This window comes from Paenibacillus dakarensis (assembly GCF_001373415.1).
GTDB classification, from domain to species: Bacteria; Bacillota; Bacilli; order Paenibacillales; family Paenibacillaceae; genus Paenibacillus_AQ; species Paenibacillus_AQ dakarensis.
Window position 1 is genome coordinate 107,244 of record NZ_CDSE01000010.1, and the last position, 17,038, is coordinate 124,281.

At 44.1% G+C, this 17,038-nt stretch carries 16 protein-coding genes; 15 read left to right on the forward strand and 1 reads right to left on the reverse strand.

The window, feature by feature from the left end:
* The first annotated feature begins 1 nt into the window (after window position 1).
* The 5 genes from BN1234_RS02945 (at window position 2) to BN1234_RS02965 (ending at window position 5,833) form a co-directional block, all read left to right on the forward strand.
* Window positions 2–811 carry a DUF2935 domain-containing protein gene (locus tag BN1234_RS02945; RefSeq protein ID WP_054955168.1) on the forward strand — a complete coding sequence of 270 codons (810 nt, stop codon included), beginning with the start codon at window positions 2–4 and terminating at the stop codon, window positions 809–811.
* A gap of 265 nt (window positions 812–1,076) precedes the next feature.
* Window positions 1,077–2,528, forward strand: coding sequence for a MocR-like pyridoxine biosynthesis transcription factor PdxR (pdxR, locus tag BN1234_RS02950; protein ID WP_054955169.1), 1,452 nt, complete (start codon window positions 1,077–1,079; stop codon window positions 2,526–2,528).
* Window positions 2,529–2,538: 10 nt separating this feature from the next.
* The gene (locus BN1234_RS02955) at window positions 2,539–3,474 is read left to right on the forward strand and encodes a D-alanine--D-alanine ligase (protein ID WP_054955170.1); all 936 of its coding nucleotides are present in this window, start codon (window positions 2,539–2,541) and stop codon (window positions 3,472–3,474) included.
* On the forward strand, window positions 3,464–4,639 hold the full coding sequence (locus tag BN1234_RS02960; RefSeq protein ID WP_054955171.1) for a pyridoxal phosphate-dependent aminotransferase: 1,176 nt from the start codon (window positions 3,464–3,466) through the stop codon (window positions 4,637–4,639). Before BN1234_RS02955 ends, BN1234_RS02960 begins: the two co-directional genes overlap by 11 nt.
* Before the next feature lie 132 nt (window positions 4,640–4,771).
* The gene (locus BN1234_RS02965; protein WP_054955172.1) at window positions 4,772–5,833 is read left to right on the forward strand and encodes a suppressor of fused domain protein; all 1,062 of its coding nucleotides are present in this window, start codon (window positions 4,772–4,774) and stop codon (window positions 5,831–5,833) included.
* 87 nt (window positions 5,834–5,920) lie between these two features.
* Here the strand turns inward: BN1234_RS02965 and BN1234_RS02970 are convergent, their stop codons facing one another.
* Window positions 5,921–6,466, reverse strand: coding sequence for a dihydrofolate reductase family protein (locus BN1234_RS02970; RefSeq protein WP_054955173.1), 546 nt, complete (start codon window positions 6,464–6,466; stop codon window positions 5,921–5,923).
* 384 nt (window positions 6,467–6,850) lie between these two features.
* On the opposite strand from BN1234_RS02970, the gene BN1234_RS02975 reads away from it, so the two are divergent.
* The 10 genes from BN1234_RS02975 (at window position 6,851) to BN1234_RS03010 (ending at window position 17,009) form a co-directional block, all read left to right on the forward strand.
* Complete coding sequence (locus tag BN1234_RS02975) at window positions 6,851–7,378, forward strand: sigma-70 family RNA polymerase sigma factor (protein WP_054955174.1); 528 nt, start codon at window positions 6,851–6,853, stop codon at window positions 7,376–7,378.
* Window positions 7,365–8,840, forward strand: a complete 1,476-nt coding sequence (locus tag BN1234_RS02980; RefSeq protein WP_054955175.1) for a DUF4179 domain-containing protein — start codon at window positions 7,365–7,367, stop codon at window positions 8,838–8,840. The genes BN1234_RS02975 and BN1234_RS02980 overlap by 14 nt, the downstream gene beginning before the upstream one ends.
* A gap of 714 nt (window positions 8,841–9,554) precedes the next feature.
* Window positions 9,555–10,937, forward strand: coding sequence for an outer membrane protein assembly factor BamB family protein (locus BN1234_RS02985; RefSeq protein WP_054955176.1), 1,383 nt, complete (start codon window positions 9,555–9,557; stop codon window positions 10,935–10,937).
* A 278-nt stretch (window positions 10,938–11,215) separates the two neighbouring features.
* Entirely contained in the window at window positions 11,216–13,471 is a 2,256-nt protein-coding gene (locus tag BN1234_RS02990) for an ATP-binding cassette domain-containing protein (protein WP_054955177.1), read from the forward strand.
* A 95-nt stretch (window positions 13,472–13,566) separates the two neighbouring features.
* Window positions 13,567–13,671 carry a DUF6254 family protein gene (locus tag BN1234_RS22695; protein WP_245640073.1) on the forward strand — a complete coding sequence of 35 codons (105 nt, stop codon included), beginning with the start codon at window positions 13,567–13,569 and terminating at the stop codon, window positions 13,669–13,671.
* 163 nt (window positions 13,672–13,834) lie between these two features.
* On the forward strand, window positions 13,835–14,752 hold the full coding sequence (hprK, locus tag BN1234_RS02995) for an HPr(Ser) kinase/phosphatase (RefSeq protein WP_054955178.1): 918 nt from the start codon (window positions 13,835–13,837) through the stop codon (window positions 14,750–14,752).
* 132 nt (window positions 14,753–14,884) lie between these two features.
* Window positions 14,885–15,529, forward strand: coding sequence for a glycosyltransferase (locus tag BN1234_RS03000; RefSeq protein WP_170307978.1), 645 nt, complete (start codon window positions 14,885–14,887; stop codon window positions 15,527–15,529).
* A 183-nt stretch (window positions 15,530–15,712) separates the two neighbouring features.
* Window positions 15,713–16,147, forward strand: a complete 435-nt coding sequence (locus BN1234_RS03005; RefSeq protein WP_054955179.1) for an SRPBCC family protein — start codon at window positions 15,713–15,715, stop codon at window positions 16,145–16,147.
* 176 nt (window positions 16,148–16,323) lie between these two features.
* The gene (locus BN1234_RS22700) at window positions 16,324–16,431 is read left to right on the forward strand and encodes a YjcZ family sporulation protein (protein WP_370733781.1); all 108 of its coding nucleotides are present in this window, start codon (window positions 16,324–16,326) and stop codon (window positions 16,429–16,431) included.
* Window positions 16,432–16,622: 191 nt separating this feature from the next.
* Entirely contained in the window at window positions 16,623–17,009 is a 387-nt protein-coding gene (locus BN1234_RS03010; RefSeq protein WP_054955180.1) for a YmaF family protein, read from the forward strand.
* Window positions 17,010–17,038: the final 29 nt, after the last annotated feature.

The following is a 17,038-nucleotide window of genomic DNA, read 5'->3' on the forward strand; positions in this document are numbered from 1 at the left end:
TATGCCATTGAACCAATCAGCCCTTTTTGAACATCGCTTCTGGCTGCAGATATTAGGTGATCATGGAAGATTTATTTTTAACACGCTCTCCCCGAAGGAAACGACAGATATTCAAAACGCCGAATATTTCATACACGCATTCGACCAGCTTCTGGATCAGGCAAGAAGCATCCAATCTGATTCACAACTTGCTTCTCTGAATCAGCAGGCCTGCAAGCTGACGACCGAACTGCGACAGTTCAAGCTCAGTATCCTTCAGCGGCTTCTGCTAGGCCAGATCACGATTGGCCTGACGCCAACCTTTATCAATCATATGGTAAACGAGCTCGAAGAGTATTTGCGAATTCTAACCAGCTTGCTTGAAGGGAAGGGAGTTCCGAGATTCGATGCACTCCATCATGATTTTCTGTGGCTGCCCGATGCCGTTGGTCATGCTGCTGCGATAGCAAGTGATCTGGATCTTGTTGAAAAGCGCTTGATTCACAAAAGCAAGGCATTTGAAGAACATTTTGTTCAATTTTATATGAAAAGTATCGAGATGGCGGGGTACATGCGAACGCAGCTTTGTGATTTTCCGGCATTCCGTAAATTTCATCTTGACGTCAATGTTGAAATGAATTTATTCAGAGGTTTTTTGAAAGAACTGGAAGATTTAGAGCTATCGGCTGAAGTGCTCGACCGCATATCCCCGCTTATGCCAGATCATATGCTGCGAGAAGAGTGCTATTATTTAACCAAGCTTGCTCAATTAGAATTGGTACCTGATCCGAAATGTCAACCGGACCATCCAAGAATCGATGAGAAGATATAACACGCCGCTGAAAAGCGGCTTTTTCTTTTATACTAGGTTAAATGAACAGTGGAAGGGAATTGATGGTTAGTTCTATTTTTGCAGAGCCGCTTTCGTTATAATAACAGATATCTGTTTCTTACGGAGAAGAGCATCGATTTACGATGGATGTCCTGGTTAACCTGAACGATTAGGCACAGAACCACACCACGATGAAAAATCGATGGAAGTGGTTCTTTTGTTATATTTATTGGTATGCCAGAATGATATAGGAGGGCGATGTAAGGTGTTTTATGATTTCAAGCCCATGAATGATCGTCCCGTATCGCTTCAAGTGAAGGAATACTTGAAACGATTAATTATAAAAGGGGTACTGCAGCCTCACCAAAAGCTCCCGTCTACGCGTGAGCTAAGCACACTGCTGAATTTGAGCCGCAACACCATTATTTCGGCTTACGAGGGCTTAGAGGATGACGGATTTGCCTATACCATACACGGAAAAGGCAGTTATGTTGCAGAAACTTCAAGCAGTGCAGCGAACACGTCCTGGGATTTGGACTGGGGGGCACGCGTGAACGAGTATGCGCAGCAAGCATCGGAGCTTGATATGATGAAACGCGGAATTCGCGCCGGGAAGGGGACGATCTCCTTTACGAGCATTGCTCCTGATGAGAAGCTGTTCGATCTCGAAAATGTTAAAAGGGCATTTCAAGATCGAATGTCGGTGGAAGGCAATGTCCTTCTTAACTACGGTTATGCAAAGGGATATAAACCGTTAATCGAATACCTGCTTCATTATATGGATCAAAAGGGCGTCAATTTGAAGGAAAAGGATATTTTGATTACCGATGGGTTCACGGAGGGCTTCGATATCGTCCTGTCAGCATTAAGCAAGAAGCACGGCTCGATCATCTGCGAGAATCCGACGCATAATACCGCGATCAAGAATCTTAAGCTTCATGGATATGAGATAACAGGAATTACGATGGAAGAGGACGGCATCAGTCTTTCTGAGCTGGAACAGGCTTTATCGGAGAAAGCCTTCGACTGTGCATACTTTGTTCCTTCCTACCATAATCCTACGGGGATTGTGATGTCACCTGAGAAAAGATTAAAACTAATGAAGCTGATGGAGCGTTATCAGGTTCCCGTCATTGAAGATGGCTTCAACGAAGAGCTTCGTTACTCCGGCTCCCATGTAGCTCCGCTAATCGCTACGGCAGGACAGGGCAATGGCGTTATCTACATTGGCAGCTTCTCCAAAGTATTGTTTCCCGGGCTCCGGGTCGGCTGGATCCTTGCAGACCGGGAATTGATTGATTATCTGGTTAGCATCAAGCGTGCACGCAGTATTCATACATCTACACTGGATCAGTCGATTCTTTATCAATACTTGTATAACGGCAATTTTGAAAAATATTTAAAAAAGGCAAGATCCGAATATAAGCGGAAATACGAATGGACAAAGCAGTGCTGTGAGGAATTCATTCCCTATGAGCGGTTGTCGGGTGATGGAGGGCTTCACCTGTTTGTTACCTTTGAAGAGGGTTTCGATACCAGGGAATTGCTCGCAGCCTGCTCCCGTAAAGGTGTCATCTTCACGCCTGGTGACAACTTCTACACGAAGGATGGTCAAGGGCGGAATACGATGCGCATCGGATTTTCAAGAGTGTCAGACGATGAGATTAACAAGGGAATTCGGATTATCGGCGAAACAGCCAGACAACTGAGAGGATAGAGGTGCGGTTATGAAGGTTGGCGTAATTATGGGCGGTATTTCATCAGAACGCGAGGTATCACTAAAAACGGGCGAGGTCATCCTTGCTCATCTGGATCGGGAAAAATATGACGTTAAACCGATCGCCATCACGAAGCGGGAAGAGTTAATCGACAAGGTGAAGGGCATCGATATTGCGTTGCTGGCGCTGCATGGTTCCTATGGGGAGGACGGTACCGTTCAAGGTGCCTTGGAAACGCTCGGCATTCCTTACACAGGCAGCGGCGTTTTATCCAGCAGCATATGTATGGATAAAGACTTGTCCAAGAAGCTTCTTCGTGCGGAGGGAATTTCCACACCGGACTGGGTCTGCTGGAACAGCATTGAGGAATATGATCCTGAGGCTATAGGGAGAATGGGATACCCGGTTATTGTGAAGCCGAATTCCGGCGGCTCCAGCATTGGAACAGAGCTTGTGACCGATGAGAACGCACTGCACAAGGCGGTTCAAGAGGCTTTTCGCTGGGATGAGTCGGTTATGATCGAGAGTTACATTAAAGGAGAAGAAATTACATGCTCCATTCTGGACGGGGAACTTCTGCCCATCATAGGAATCCGTTCCGCTCAATCCGAATGGTTCGACTACCAGGCTAAATACGTGGATGGCGGCGCAGAAGAGCAAGTCATTACATTGCCAACCAAGCTAGATGAACGTGTCAGATCGATGGCTATGAATTGCTTCAAGGTCTTGAAATGCAGCGTATACGGAAGAGTAGATATGATGATCAGAGACGGCATCCCGTATGTTCTGGAAGTGAATACTCTTCCCGGCATGACGACCAACAGCCTGCTTCCGAAAAGTGCTAAAGCGGCAGGGATTCCCTTCAGTGAGCTGCTTGACCGAATTATTGCTTGTTCCTGGGAGGAACGCACAAAAAAACGGGGAGAGATGAATAATGTCGAATGAATTCATTACATCACGGGTTTTAGATATTCCCCCATCCGGCATTCGTGCTTTCTTCGAGCTGACCCAGGGGAGTGGGGATATCATTCCCCTGGGTGTTGGCGAGCCGGATTTTGAAACACCGGAGCCTGTTCGTGCAGCTTGCGTGCGCGCTTTAAACGAAGGAAGAACGAAATATACGCCGAATGCAGGCTTAATGGAGCTTCGTGAAGCTATTTCTTCATATTTGGAGAATGGCTTTAATCTTACATATCAGCCGTGCGATGAAATTCTCGTCACGGTAGGAAGCAGTGAAGCGGTAGATTTGGCTTTCCGGACTTTCATTTCTCCGGGGGATGAGGTTCTCATTCCTGTACCAACATACATTGCCTATGCACCGATTACCCACCTGTATGGCGGGAAAGTAGTGGAGGTTGAGACGTCTGCGGATCACAATTTCAAGCTTACAGCAGAGGCGCTGCAGGAGAAAATAACTCCGCGCACAAAGGTGCTGATGCTGAACTTTCCAAGCAATCCAACAGGTGCGGTGATGACTGAGCAGGACTGGCTGCCCATTGCCAAGCTTATAATTGAGAACAATCTGATCGTCATTTCGGATGAAATTTATGCAGAGCTGACATATGGTCAACAGCATGTAAGCATAGCATCGCTTCCGGGTATGAAGGAACGGACAATCATTATTAACGGCTTCTCTAAAGCCTTCGCGATGACAGGCTGGAGAATCGGTTATGCATGCGGACCTCAGGATTTAATCGCAGCTATGCTGAAGATCCATCAATACACCGTGATGTGTGCGCCTGTTCTGGGTCAAATTGCGGCACTCGAATCTTTACGCTGCGGATTAGAAGCGAAGGAAGAGATGAAGGCGGTGTATGATGGCCGCCGGCAGATGTTCGTAAAAGGATTGAGAGAAATCGGGCTTACCTGTCATGAGCCGCAGGGTGCATTCTATGCATTTCCTTCCATTGCCCATACAGGACTTACTTCTGAGGAATTTGCCACTCAACTGGTGAGTGAAGTCGGCGTTGCGGCAGTACCGGGTCATGTATTCGGATCCGGAGGCGAAGGACATATCCGCTGCTCCTATGCAGCTTCAACAGAGAATCTGACCAAGGCGCTTGAACGGATAGAGCGATTTGTAAGCAGCCGAGCTTGCGTTATGATATAAGGAATTGCAACAAGCCACTGATCTTTGATCGGTGGCTTGTTTGTATTTACAGGGTCATTTTTCCAGGTGAATATATTATAATCAGTAATCGTAGGGTTTAAGAATGAATAGACGGCCATGGAGGGTGAAATCGTGACGGACGAAGTAAATACGACAGGTTGGGATGCAATTGAAGAAGAAGTAACGAAGCTATACGGGGAACAGGAGCCGAAGCATTATGGTACCGCTATTCCTTATATGCTTGGTGGTCAAGACCCGTTAGATGGCCTTAGTGCTTATAAAGCGGAATCACCTTCTCCACACTGGCATATTGTAACCTTCGGATTCTCGGAGCTTTATGAGAAGGAGTTGGAGAATCCCGATTATAGCGGGTATGGATTTGAGCTTACTTTCCGGGTGGCCCGGCAGATGGACGAGGAGGAGCCACCGGCATGGGCGTTAAACCTGCTGCAAAATATGGGGCGATATGTGTTTAACAGCGGTAATGTATTTGCTTCAGGTGATTACTTAGATGCTAATGGCCCGATTTGTCTGGGAGCCGATACGCAATTAACAGCGCTTGCTTTTATACCAGATCCAGAGCTTGAACCGATACATACACCTAATGGACGTGTTGAATTCCTGCAAATGGTTGGAATCACTGAAGATGAGCTGGAAGCCATGAAAACATGGAATACACGGGGCGTACTCGAAGCCGGAAAAGCCGAGATCCCGGGTTATATCACGGATCTATCTCGAGAATCCATTCTACGAGTCCCTGCTGTACAGGAAAGTGTGCATAGTGGGATAGGGCGAGACGGGTCGAGTACAGGTTTTTTATTTGTAGACCAATTGGCTTGGAATCCTGGAAAGAATGGTCTGTTCAGCAAGAAGCCGTCTGTGCTTACAATTGGTGCGAAGCAGGCAGAAACGGTTGAAAAACTGCTGCGGGGAAGACTGCTTAAAGGAAAAGAATTAACATTGGCGAACAGGGATTTAAGCGTGACATTGCAGCCCGCTGCAACGACAAGCATTGAAATGAACGCGGACAAAGTCCTTTTGAAGCTTGATGAGACGGTTATTAACGAGCTCATGCATAAACTGCAGCCGCAGGAAGATGAGATTCGGTTGTCTTCATATAAAGACCTGAGCATACAAGTCGTTAAAACATACATCAGGGATCAAGATGGGAATGTGGTAACTACCGTCGGATAGATATTGACTATAATGGATTAATCTGAGTACATACGGAGTTATAATCGAGACAAATAAGCCTGTCGTTTCGGCAGGCTATTTAATTTTTTATCTTTCCGGAAGATAAGTCAGAACAACGACACCTGAGTCGAATGTCTTTGTTTCCGCTAGTTTCAGTACTTTCTTGTCGATTCCTTCTCCAAAGAGACGTTTTCCGTTTCCAAGCACAACTGGGAAAATCATGAGCCGATATTCATCAATGAGGTCAAACTGCATCAGTGTTTGAACAAGCGTGCAGCTGCCAAATACCAAGATATCCTTACCAGGCTGCTGCTTAAGCTTGGATATTTCCTCTGTGATATTTTCCTTAATCAGCGATGAGTTATTCCATTCCACTTTATCCAAGGTTTTTGAAATCACATGCTTCGGATTACCGTTCATCATCAGGCCATATTCTCCCTCCTGCTCTATCAAATTAGGCCAAACCGCTGCAAAATTATCGTACGTTTCGCGTCCTAGCAGAAGAGCATCGCTTGCCTTCAGTTCTTCAAACTTGAATTGTTTTGTTTCCACACTACGGAATTGGATCGTCCAATGCGGATTTTCCATGACGCCATCCAGAGATACAAATTCAGATACAACCACTTTTCTCATTTTAATTCTCCTTAGTTTTTATATCCACGACTTGGTCAATTCTTCCGCAGTTGCATTTTTCGTTGTTCATGAACATTATTTTAGTATGAGACTTGTGAAAAGATTTCTCATGGATTGCTGTTCTCTGAAAAAAGTTTGGATACGATGCAGCGGGCTTCTGGATATTAAAGGTGGATAACAAGTTAGATGGCGATGAAATCTACTTTTCAGATTACAATGCTATGTAGTTACTACATTGGATAAACAATGTTATAAATAGAGAAGGAGCCTGTCAGACTGACAGGCTATTTTAGTTTCATCTAATTTTTTCTGCTATATTGTGAACCTTATCAAGGCAGTGATGATCTAATATGTTAAAAGGATTTGAAAGAAAGGGGGAACATCGTGGATATATATGAGACAGCCACGCTCGCAAGGCAAGGAGATAAGGAAGCTTTTGCAGCGTTAGTACGGGCCTGCCAGCAAAGTCTTTATATTATAGCTAGATCTATTCTGAGAAATGATGAAGACTGTGCAGATGCGATCCAGGAAGCCATCGCCAAAGCTTTTTCTAATATACATACATTGAAAGAACCGGCCTACTTTAAAACATGGCTCATACGAATTTTGATCAACGAGTGTAATCGCATACTCAGAAAAAAGAAGAGGGTCTACCCAACCCCCTATGATATCAGAAAAGCCTCATATATAGATGACTATGAACAAATCGAATTATTTGAGGTTATTGATGAGCTGGATGAGCAGCTTCAAATGATTGTTACACTTTTTTATGTTGAGGATCTTTCAGTCAAGGAAATATCGAAGGTACTCGAAGTTTCCGAAGGAACCGTGAAATCACGGTTACACCGGGCAAGGCAGCAATTATCGAAGCTCGTTTTTAAGGAAGGAGGGACTAAGTATGAATTATCATGATCCGGATGACCGTGAGCTTAAACGATTTTTTAATTCCAAAGCACAAGTGGTGGTTGTTCCTGATTCGGTACAGCTCGCTATAGAAAATTCACTTTCCTCATTATCTGAGCAGCATGTAAAAAGGGGTTATCCGATGAAACGATGGAGATGGGCAGCTGCGGCTATAGCTCTCTTGTTCGTTTTGAGTACAGTTTCATTCTATACGGTCCCGACTTTTGCGGAAATGATCCGGTCATTGTTTGTTAAGAATCATCCGGATAGGGGCCTTTTGAAGGCGCAGGAACTGGGGCTCGTAAATAATCCTCATATCAAAGAGAAAGACAAAGGTTATACGTTAGTGATCAATGAAGCTGTGGCTGATCCAACGAGAGTGACGATGGCTCTTCAACTATTCGATCGGAAAGGAAAGCATGCACGCGATAAGTTAGTTCTTGGTGATGTTAACCATATTACGATTAAAGATGATCAAGGAAACACGGTAGATACGATGTATGACATGGGATTTACGAATGATTTTTATTATTTGGTTGCATTCATCGATGAACCGATGCAGACGGACAAGATTACCATTGAAGGAATTATTGAATCTTTAGGCAGAACGAACGAAAAATCTGTTGAAGGGAACTGGAACTTCAGTTTCGATATCGATATGAAAGATGCCAACCGACAGACTAGATATGAAGAACTATCAGGCAGCTATACGACGCCGCACGGTATGACGGTTACTTTAAAAAGATTGACGAGAATGGTACAGGGTGTACGTTTCGAGCTGGAAACCGAACTGGATAAGGCAGCACTGACCAGATCACCGGGTGATTTATGGAAAAATCAAACGCTCAGCTTTCATTTCGAAACCGAAGAAGGAGAAGAGATTCATTCGGTGAATGCGAGAAAAAGCGAAAAAAAATACAGCCTGATGACGTCTGATCATCATGTAGTTGGTAACGGAAAAGTGCGTTGGAGTTATACGTTCAATTTTCTACCAGAACATGAACCATATCGATTTGTTCTGGATGGATATACGGTCCCGGAATTAGATGGAAGCGAGATTTCATTTAAGCCTTCATCGCTCAAAGTTCCTAAATCTTTTGAAATATTGGATGATAAATTGGAGTTGGTTGGTGCCTCTTTAGAAGACTCACAAAGGGGTGACGGGAAATATGAAACAGCGGTCTCATTTTATGGGGAAATGGAGAATGAAGTTACATACGATCAATGGAGGGCGTACGAACCTTCAGGTAAATCGTATGATATACAGTATAGGGGGGCGTCAAGATATTATAAAGATACACTGCCTGATAGCTGGAGAGAGGGATTGATCGAAATGGGAGATCGCAGCATGCAGCAACCTTATGAATTCCGTATTGTCGGCTTGAAACAAATCCCTTATGAACTCACCCTAGTCAGGGAAGTGGTGGATAAACGATATAAAGATCCGGACTGGTCGCTAATGATAAAATGAAGGGCTAACTCCAGTTATACTGGGTTTGTATCTGCAACTTCACTTAATATTTTCCCGTTTTAGTAACTAAAGCGACATATATATGAGCGAAACGGGGAGATGGAATGGTAAGGAAGGGTAATTCATTATTTATGATAAAAGTAATCGCGGCTATGTTGTCAGCTGTTATATCTACCATTTATTTTTCTTGGAGAATATATACACCTTTATCTGAAAGGCTTTCCACTACTGAATATTCTCCTTTCATAGGGATATTCGCCTTCAATTTCGTGCCAATCTTTTTCATCTCGATAATAATGGGACCCATGCTATCACCTGTTATGGACAGAATCATTTACAAGAGATTTAATCTAACGGGGTTACGCAGTATGCTGATCGTTGTTTTTTCATATTTATTGTTAGGTATGGTTAGTGCGATTCTTGTCAGCCTGATCTTCTCGGGAACGACTTTATTTTTTAGCTATATTTCTATATCCCTCTGGAACTCGATGGTTTTTCTGTTTATTCAAAAGATCTTTCAATGGTGCTTTTTTAAACCAGGCAAAAGAGGTTCAATATAAAACGGATTCAACTTCACGTTCCTTTCACTAGCTCTATGCATCCCACCTGGTTTCGGTTCTCCATACAATTTTAGAAATAATATGCAACTATTCCCTCTTCATAGGTGTCTAATTGTCATAAGGACAAAGAACCTAACCAGAGGGAGGAACACTGATGTTGAAAATCTTAAAGAAGCGATCGAATCGATATCTATTAAAACGTATTGCCGCAGGTGTCGTTGCAGGTCTGTTGGTAACTTCTACGCTGCCGATTCAAGTAAATGCAGAAACAGCTGATGTTTCAGTAAATAGCATAAATTCATATCCAACGATTAAGGTGCCTGAACTGAAGCCTACCTGGACATTAAAGGTGGACAACAAGTTAGATAGCTATGGAAGCTACTATTCAAATTACAGTGCTATAGCGGAGGATGGCAAGGTATTCACATTCGTTGATAAAAAGCTGATTGCCTTGAATGCAAAGTCAGGTAAAAAGCTGTGGAGTTACGGTAAGAACCTGACACCTTATGTTGTTTATAATAATGGAATTATTTATGGACTTACAGGAGATCAGAAGCCATACGCTTTGAATTCCAAGACAGGAAAAGTGAAATGGCAGTCGAGTTCATCGACATTTATCGATAAGCAGCAGCGTATAGAGAGATTGGTGCCGACTTCTGATGCGTTATATGTTATTAAAGGCAGTGTAACTTACGCTTTTGATAAAATAACAGGCAAGCTGCGCTGGAAGACAGACGAACCCATGGCAGATGGAAGCGGTACGGATTACCTTGAAGAGTCGAACGGAGTTATCCTCCGGACTTTCCTGGTGCAAGGGGCACTAACATCTACTCAACTGGACGCTTTTGATAAAAAGACGGGCAAGAAGCTGTGGGGAGTATTCGGTCAGGGTGAGGCTATTCGTATAAAAGATGGACTTGTCTATTCGGTTGATTACCACTCCCACAGAATGTCCGATTACCAGTCGCTTCCGGAACGAAAACACATCGTAAATATATACAATCTTAAGACAGGTGTTAAAAAAGGAACTCGCGAATATAGCTGGACATTAACCGGAGAACCGCCGTATCCGTATGATTATAGAAATATATTTATAAGCGGAGGCAAGCTTTACATTGAACAAGCAGATCAAGTGGCTGAGTATGATTTCGATACCTATAAATCTAACCAGGCACCGATCCGAACGTTTAAGATGCCTTATGGGGATGACTGGTCGTTACTAAAGATTGTGCAGGATCGACTGATCTTCCAAAATATAAAAACGGGTGAGCTTACAGGTGTTAAGATGGTTAACAACCGGCAGATCGGTTGGTACGGTGACGCGCCTTTTTCACAGATTGATGTGTATGGTAAAGGAGTTTACAGAGCACAGCGGAACGGGACATATCTGGGTATTAACTTCCTGACAACCCAGCCTGTGTTTAGGGTAACAACCGGTTCAGACTTACATGGGACGACTCTAAAGACAGGAGAAATGATAATCATACAAGCAGAGGGAAAGCTAATCGGGGTGAAGCTGCCTGCTTCTCTGAAGTAAGTGTAATACCAATCGATCCCTGAACGATCGAAAGAATCTGTTTAACATTTTATGAAAAGGCATTATAGCGTCTCTAGAGAGGCGCTTTTTTCTATTGACACGATATTAATTCGTAACATATAATCAATTCTCTTTCAAAATGAGTCACCAATGAATATTAAGCATGCAGCGGTCAATCCTTCTGTTATCAGTGTGTGGAAGCCTTAGTTAGCCCACTTATACATAATGGTTGTTACCATCATATAAACAAATAAAACGTAATCGGAAGGATGTTATACATGAGCGAATCGAATCAGGAGTATATCGTAATCTCGGCTGCAAGAGAAAACAATCTCAAGAATGTTTCCCTTCGCATTCCCAAACGAAAAATCACGATCTTCACTGGGGTATCCGGTTCAGGCAAGTCTTCGATCGTCTTCGATACTGTTGCTGCAGAATCGACCCGATTGTTGAATGAGAACTTCAGTATGTTCGTGCGTAATTTTCTGCCGCGGTATCCTCAGCCGGATGCGGATGTAATCGAGAATCTGAGTATGGCTGTCGTAGTGGATCAGAAACGACTGGGGGGCGGTTCCCATTCCACGATGGGTACAATCACGGATATTTCACCTGTTCTAAGACTTCTATTCTCGCGATTAGGACAGCCCCAGATTGGACTGGCGAACATGTTCTCGTTTAATGATCCGCAAGGCATGTGTCCGGAATGTAATGGAATCGGTCGGAAATTAGGCGTCGATATATCGAGGGCGGTGGACATGTCCAAGTCATTAAATGAAGGAGCAATTATGCTGCCAGACTATTCGGTGAATGGCTGGGAATGGAATATCATCGTGCAGTCGGGGGATTATGATCTCGACAAGAAGCTGAGCGATTATTCAGATGAGCAGCTGGAACAGCTGCTATATGGTAAGGCTAGAAAAGTGAAGATGGATTTCGCTGGCAAGCCAACTAATATTACTGTAGAAGGCGCAATTGAGAAGTTCACGAACAAATACATAAAGCAGGATGTAAAGACAAAGTCTGAACGTACACAGCGTGCTGTTGCTCCGTTCATTACCGAGGGCCAATGCTCCAGCTGCCATGGCGCGAGACTCAGTCAGGATGCACTCAGCTGTAAGATTAATGGACTCAACATTGCAGATATGTCATCCATGGAGGTTGGCGAACTTCTACGAGTCGTCCGGGAGATAAACGATCCGGTCGCTGCACCGATTGTCAAATCACTGTCAGAGCGACTTCAACATCTGGTGGAAATCGGACTTGATTACTTAACGCTGGACCGTGAGACGGATACATTGTCTGGGGGCGAGTCGCAGCGCGTCAAAATGGTGAAGCATCTGAGCGGCAGTCTGGTCGATGTCACTTACATTTTTGATGAACCCAGCGTTGGGCTGCATCCCCGTGATGTGCACAGGTTAAACGAATTGCTGCTGAAGCTGCGTGACAAGGGGAATACCGTTATTGTCGTTGAACATGATCCTGATGTCATCAAGGTGGCGGATCATATTGTCGATGTGGGACCTTATGCTGGAAGTCACGGCGGCACCATCGTATATGAAGGAAGTTACCAGGGGCTGCTTGCGTCAGATACATTAACAGGTACTCACATGAAGAGACCTCTCAAATTAAAGACCAATTGCAGGCAGCCATCCGGAAAGCTGTCTATCGAAAATGCTGCACTCCACAATCTGCGGAACGTAAGTGTAGATATTCCAACCGGAGTGCTGACCGTTGTTTCGGGCGTTGCCGGATCAGGCAAGAGTACACTCATTAATGATGTATTCCTCAGCCGGCATCCGGATGCAATCGTTATTGACCAATCGGCAATTGGCGTTTCAACACGTTCGAATCCCGCGACCTACACTGGCATTATGGATGATGTGCGTAAGGCATTTGCTTCGGCGAACAAAGTGAATCAGGGGCTGTTCAGCTTTAACTCCAAAGGAGCATGCGAGAACTGCCAGGGCTTAGGTGTTGTATATACGGATCTTGCATTTCTGGAAAGTGTAAAGCTCCCATGCGAAGTATGCGAGGGCAGGCGCTTTAAGGAAGAAGTGCTTGAGTATAAGCTTAATGGCAAGTCCATTGCAGAAGTGCTCGGGATGACTGTAGAGCAGGCACTTGAATTCTTTGAGCTTAAAGAGGTTGTGCGGAAGCTTCAGGCATTAAGTGATGTCGGATTGAATTACATTACACTCGGACAGCCGCTCAGCACGCTTTCGGGCGGGGAATGTCAGCGTATCAAGCTGGCAAGTGAGCTCCATAAAAAGGGAAGTATTTATGTGATGGACGAACCGACAACCGGCCTGCACATGTCTGATATCGGACATCTTTTGGAGATCATGGACCGACTTGTGGATGCGGGGAATACAGTGATCGTCATTGAGCATAATCTCGAGGTAATCAGTCATGCGGACTGGATCATCGATATGGGACCGGACGGAGGCAGTAAGGGCGGCCAGGTAGTATTCGAGGGAACACCTTCGGAGATTGTTCATGCTCAGCAGTCGATCACCGGAAAATACCTTCAGTAATACATCTGACCCAATTGAATCTCTGAATGAACGGAGTCAAGGTATGACAACATAATGAAGTAGTATATATTCAATTCCCAAGGAGGTTATCTGTTATGGCCGACCAGAAGAGAAGAAGAGAAGCTGCCTGGAAGTCAAGAAAGCAGGAACAGCATCCCCATGGTAAAGTCAAATCGCTGAAGGAATTGTCCAACGATTAGAATGAAGAGTATACTACTCGTAATGGAAGGACTGCCGGGTGAGAATTGCCGGGCAGTCTTTTTATCTTGTGCAGGAAAGTATCTTTAGGGTGTTGAATATATCCGAATACCTAATAGATAACTGATGATCCCGTTTATACCTTAGTTACAGGAGGGTAACAACATGAAATCAATCAATGTACAGAGTATTACGGATAAGTTTCAATTGGAAGTGCTTGCAGGAGCGAAACGGATGGACCGTGAAATTACCCGTCCACAAACACATAGACCAGGACTTGAGTTTGTTGGATATTTTGATTTTTTTCCTATGGAGCGGGTTCAGGTTCTCGGTCGTAAAGAAATCAACTACTTACTGACCCTTAGTGTAGAAGATCGTCAGTTACATATCGGAAATATTGTGAAATATCATCCGCCATGCTTTATCGTGACGTCAGGACAGCAGGAGATTCCATATTTGACGATGTTTTGTGATCAGGAGGGTATACCGTTACTGCGTACTGCTGAAAAGACAACGGAGTTCATCGCCAAGCTGGACAGCTATTTGGTGAAAACATTAGCACAGGAAATGTCCATTCATGCGGTCTGTGTGAATGTTGCGGGCATAGGTATTCTGCTCAGAGGAAAATCAGGAATAGGCAAGAGTGAAACAGCCCACTCGCTTATCCGAAAAGGTCACCGATTCGTAGCAGATGACATCGTTGTGCTTAAAAAGCTGGGTCCTGCAACGCTTCTCGGTACTCATAACGAAACAACCCGGGAATTTCTCGCACTGCGAAGCCTCGGGCTGATAAATGTTGTGCGCCAATACGGACGCATGGCTTTTCAAGATGAGACACGAATCGTGCTGGATATTGAACTTTCCCCGTGGCAGGAGAACTCACTGAACAATGAGCTTGAGACAGTGCCGAAATTCACAGAATACCTCGGTATCCAAATCCCGCATATCGAAATTCAGCTTCAGCCTGGCCGTGATGTAGCCAGTCTGATTGAAGCGGCCGCCAACAGCTGGTCACTTAAGCAATTGGGCTACAGCGCGGCAGAAGAATTTATGCAGCGAATCGAAAACAAGATGCAGTTATGATCAACATAAGAATTCGCGTACCTAACAGGCCCATACTGCTCATCGATTGATCCAATTCTCTGTATATTTTCGGTTGGAATATCCATAATAAGACAGCATGTACATTTCGACATCCAGAGGAGCAGATGAAGAGTGAATAACAAAAGGTTACTGGCGATGTTCTTGGTGCTTGCTCTCAGCATAATGCCAGTTTTATCCGTGCAAGCAAAGGCAGCAGAGAAGAAGAATTCCATTTGCTTAAGCCCCAAGATGGTACAGCTGAAAACCGATATGCAAAAGGTATGGATCGACCATACGATATGGACGAGAAGCTATATTGTCAGTGCGATCTCTAATCGTCCAGATCAGAAGGATGTATTGGACCGTCTTCTGCGTAATCAGCAGGATATAGGTAATGTGTTCAAACCTTATTATGGGGAGGAATTCGGCAATAAGCTGGCTGGAATTCTAAGAGAGCATATTTTGATCGCGGGTAAAATTGTAGCGGCTGCCAAAGAGGGCAACCAGGCGGAAGTGAAAAAGCTAGAGAAGGATTGGCATAGAAACGCAGATGATATTGCCAAATTCTTAAGTACGGCGAACCCGAACTGGCAGTTTAAAGAACTGCAGGATATGCTGTATACGCATCTCCAGTTGATTACGGAGATCGTTATAAGCTGCTTAAAAGGAGACTGGAAAGCGGATATTGCGGCTACTGATAAAAATGAGATTCATATGATTCATTTGGCGGACATCCTGACAGAAGGTATCGTCAAACAGTTTCCTAATAAATTTTAATCGAACCGGGGCAGAAGCTGCATAGCAGCTCAGCTTTTTATAATCACCCCAATCGGTGGCTATGAAAAGCTGTTTTTTTAATGAGACGATCTGATCAATAGGACTTACAAACTTCAGAATAGCAATCGAAAATAAATCTGATTTCTGGTTTCAATTTAAATTATCTACAAAGGAGGCCGCATGATGGCATCAGGAAATCCGGTAATCATAACTGTTGAAACAGTAATCCATTCCCCCATTGAAATGGTGTGGGAATATTGGACGGAGCCGAAGCATATTATGCAGTGGAATTCAGCTTCGGACGATTGGCATACACCTCATGCCGAGAATGATTTAAAGGTCGGTGGTAAGTTTGTCTCCAGAATGGAAGCGAAAGATGGCAGTTTTGGATTCGATTTTGGCGGAGTATACGACGAAGTGAGTGTAAACGAACGTATATCCTATACACTTGGAGACGGCAGGAAAGTGAAGATCGACTTTATCAGCCAAGATGACCAAACAAGAGTCATTGAATCGTTCGAAGCGGAAGAAACCCAAGCCATTGAAATCCAGCAAGCCGGATGGCAGGCGATATTAGACAATTTTAAAAAATATGTGGAGAACTTCAATAATAAGTAAGCATTTTTGGGGTTCAGAGAAGCGCATGCCATCGATGGCATGCGCTTTGTTTTATGAATACACGTTTAGGAAGGGGGAAACTAGTCATTAGCACATTTTGAGCATGATTACCGAAATGCCCAAAACTAAGGCCGTATGTCTACATAGACTGTATCAATCCAAAACACAAGGAGGTAATATCAGTGAGTTGTGAAAAAGCTTGTTATGGCTACGGAAACCCAGTAGGTATGGTCTTGGTGTTGTTTATTCTCTTGGTTATCATCGTGGGTGCTTTTTGGATTTAATTAAAATACGACAGTAAAGTTTGGGGACGGTATTTACCGTCCCCATGAAGCATTTATACAGTACATTTCGTTTGGTAGGAATGGCTTATACATAAGTGAGTGGCGAGAATCGTAGGGCTGGCATATTGGATCAAGCCAACACCATATACTCTGATATCTAAATACCCACTTATATAAGGGAGGTGCCCTAAATGGAAATTCCGATAACCGGATTTATTGTTCACCATGGTGGTTCTGATTCTGAACATTCACATCAACTCTTTCTTACATCATGGGACGGTAAACCAGTTAACGTTCATGTTCATCCCTTCAAAGGGGATACATCCTTTGATGTTGGCCATTTTCATCATTACGTTGGTGTGACTGAACCCGCTCCAAGTGGTGTTCCACATGTACATCATTATCATGCCCAAACGTCGGTTAATGACCAGCACAAGCATTTAATTAAGGGAACGACGGGTCCTGCGATTCCGTTGCCAGGAGGAGGACACTATCATTATTTTGAGGGTTATACAACAGTAGATGGCAGAATTCCTCATGCTCATCGATACAGCGGGAATACAGGCAATGAACAATAATAAATGAAATCCATTACTTAATAAAATCG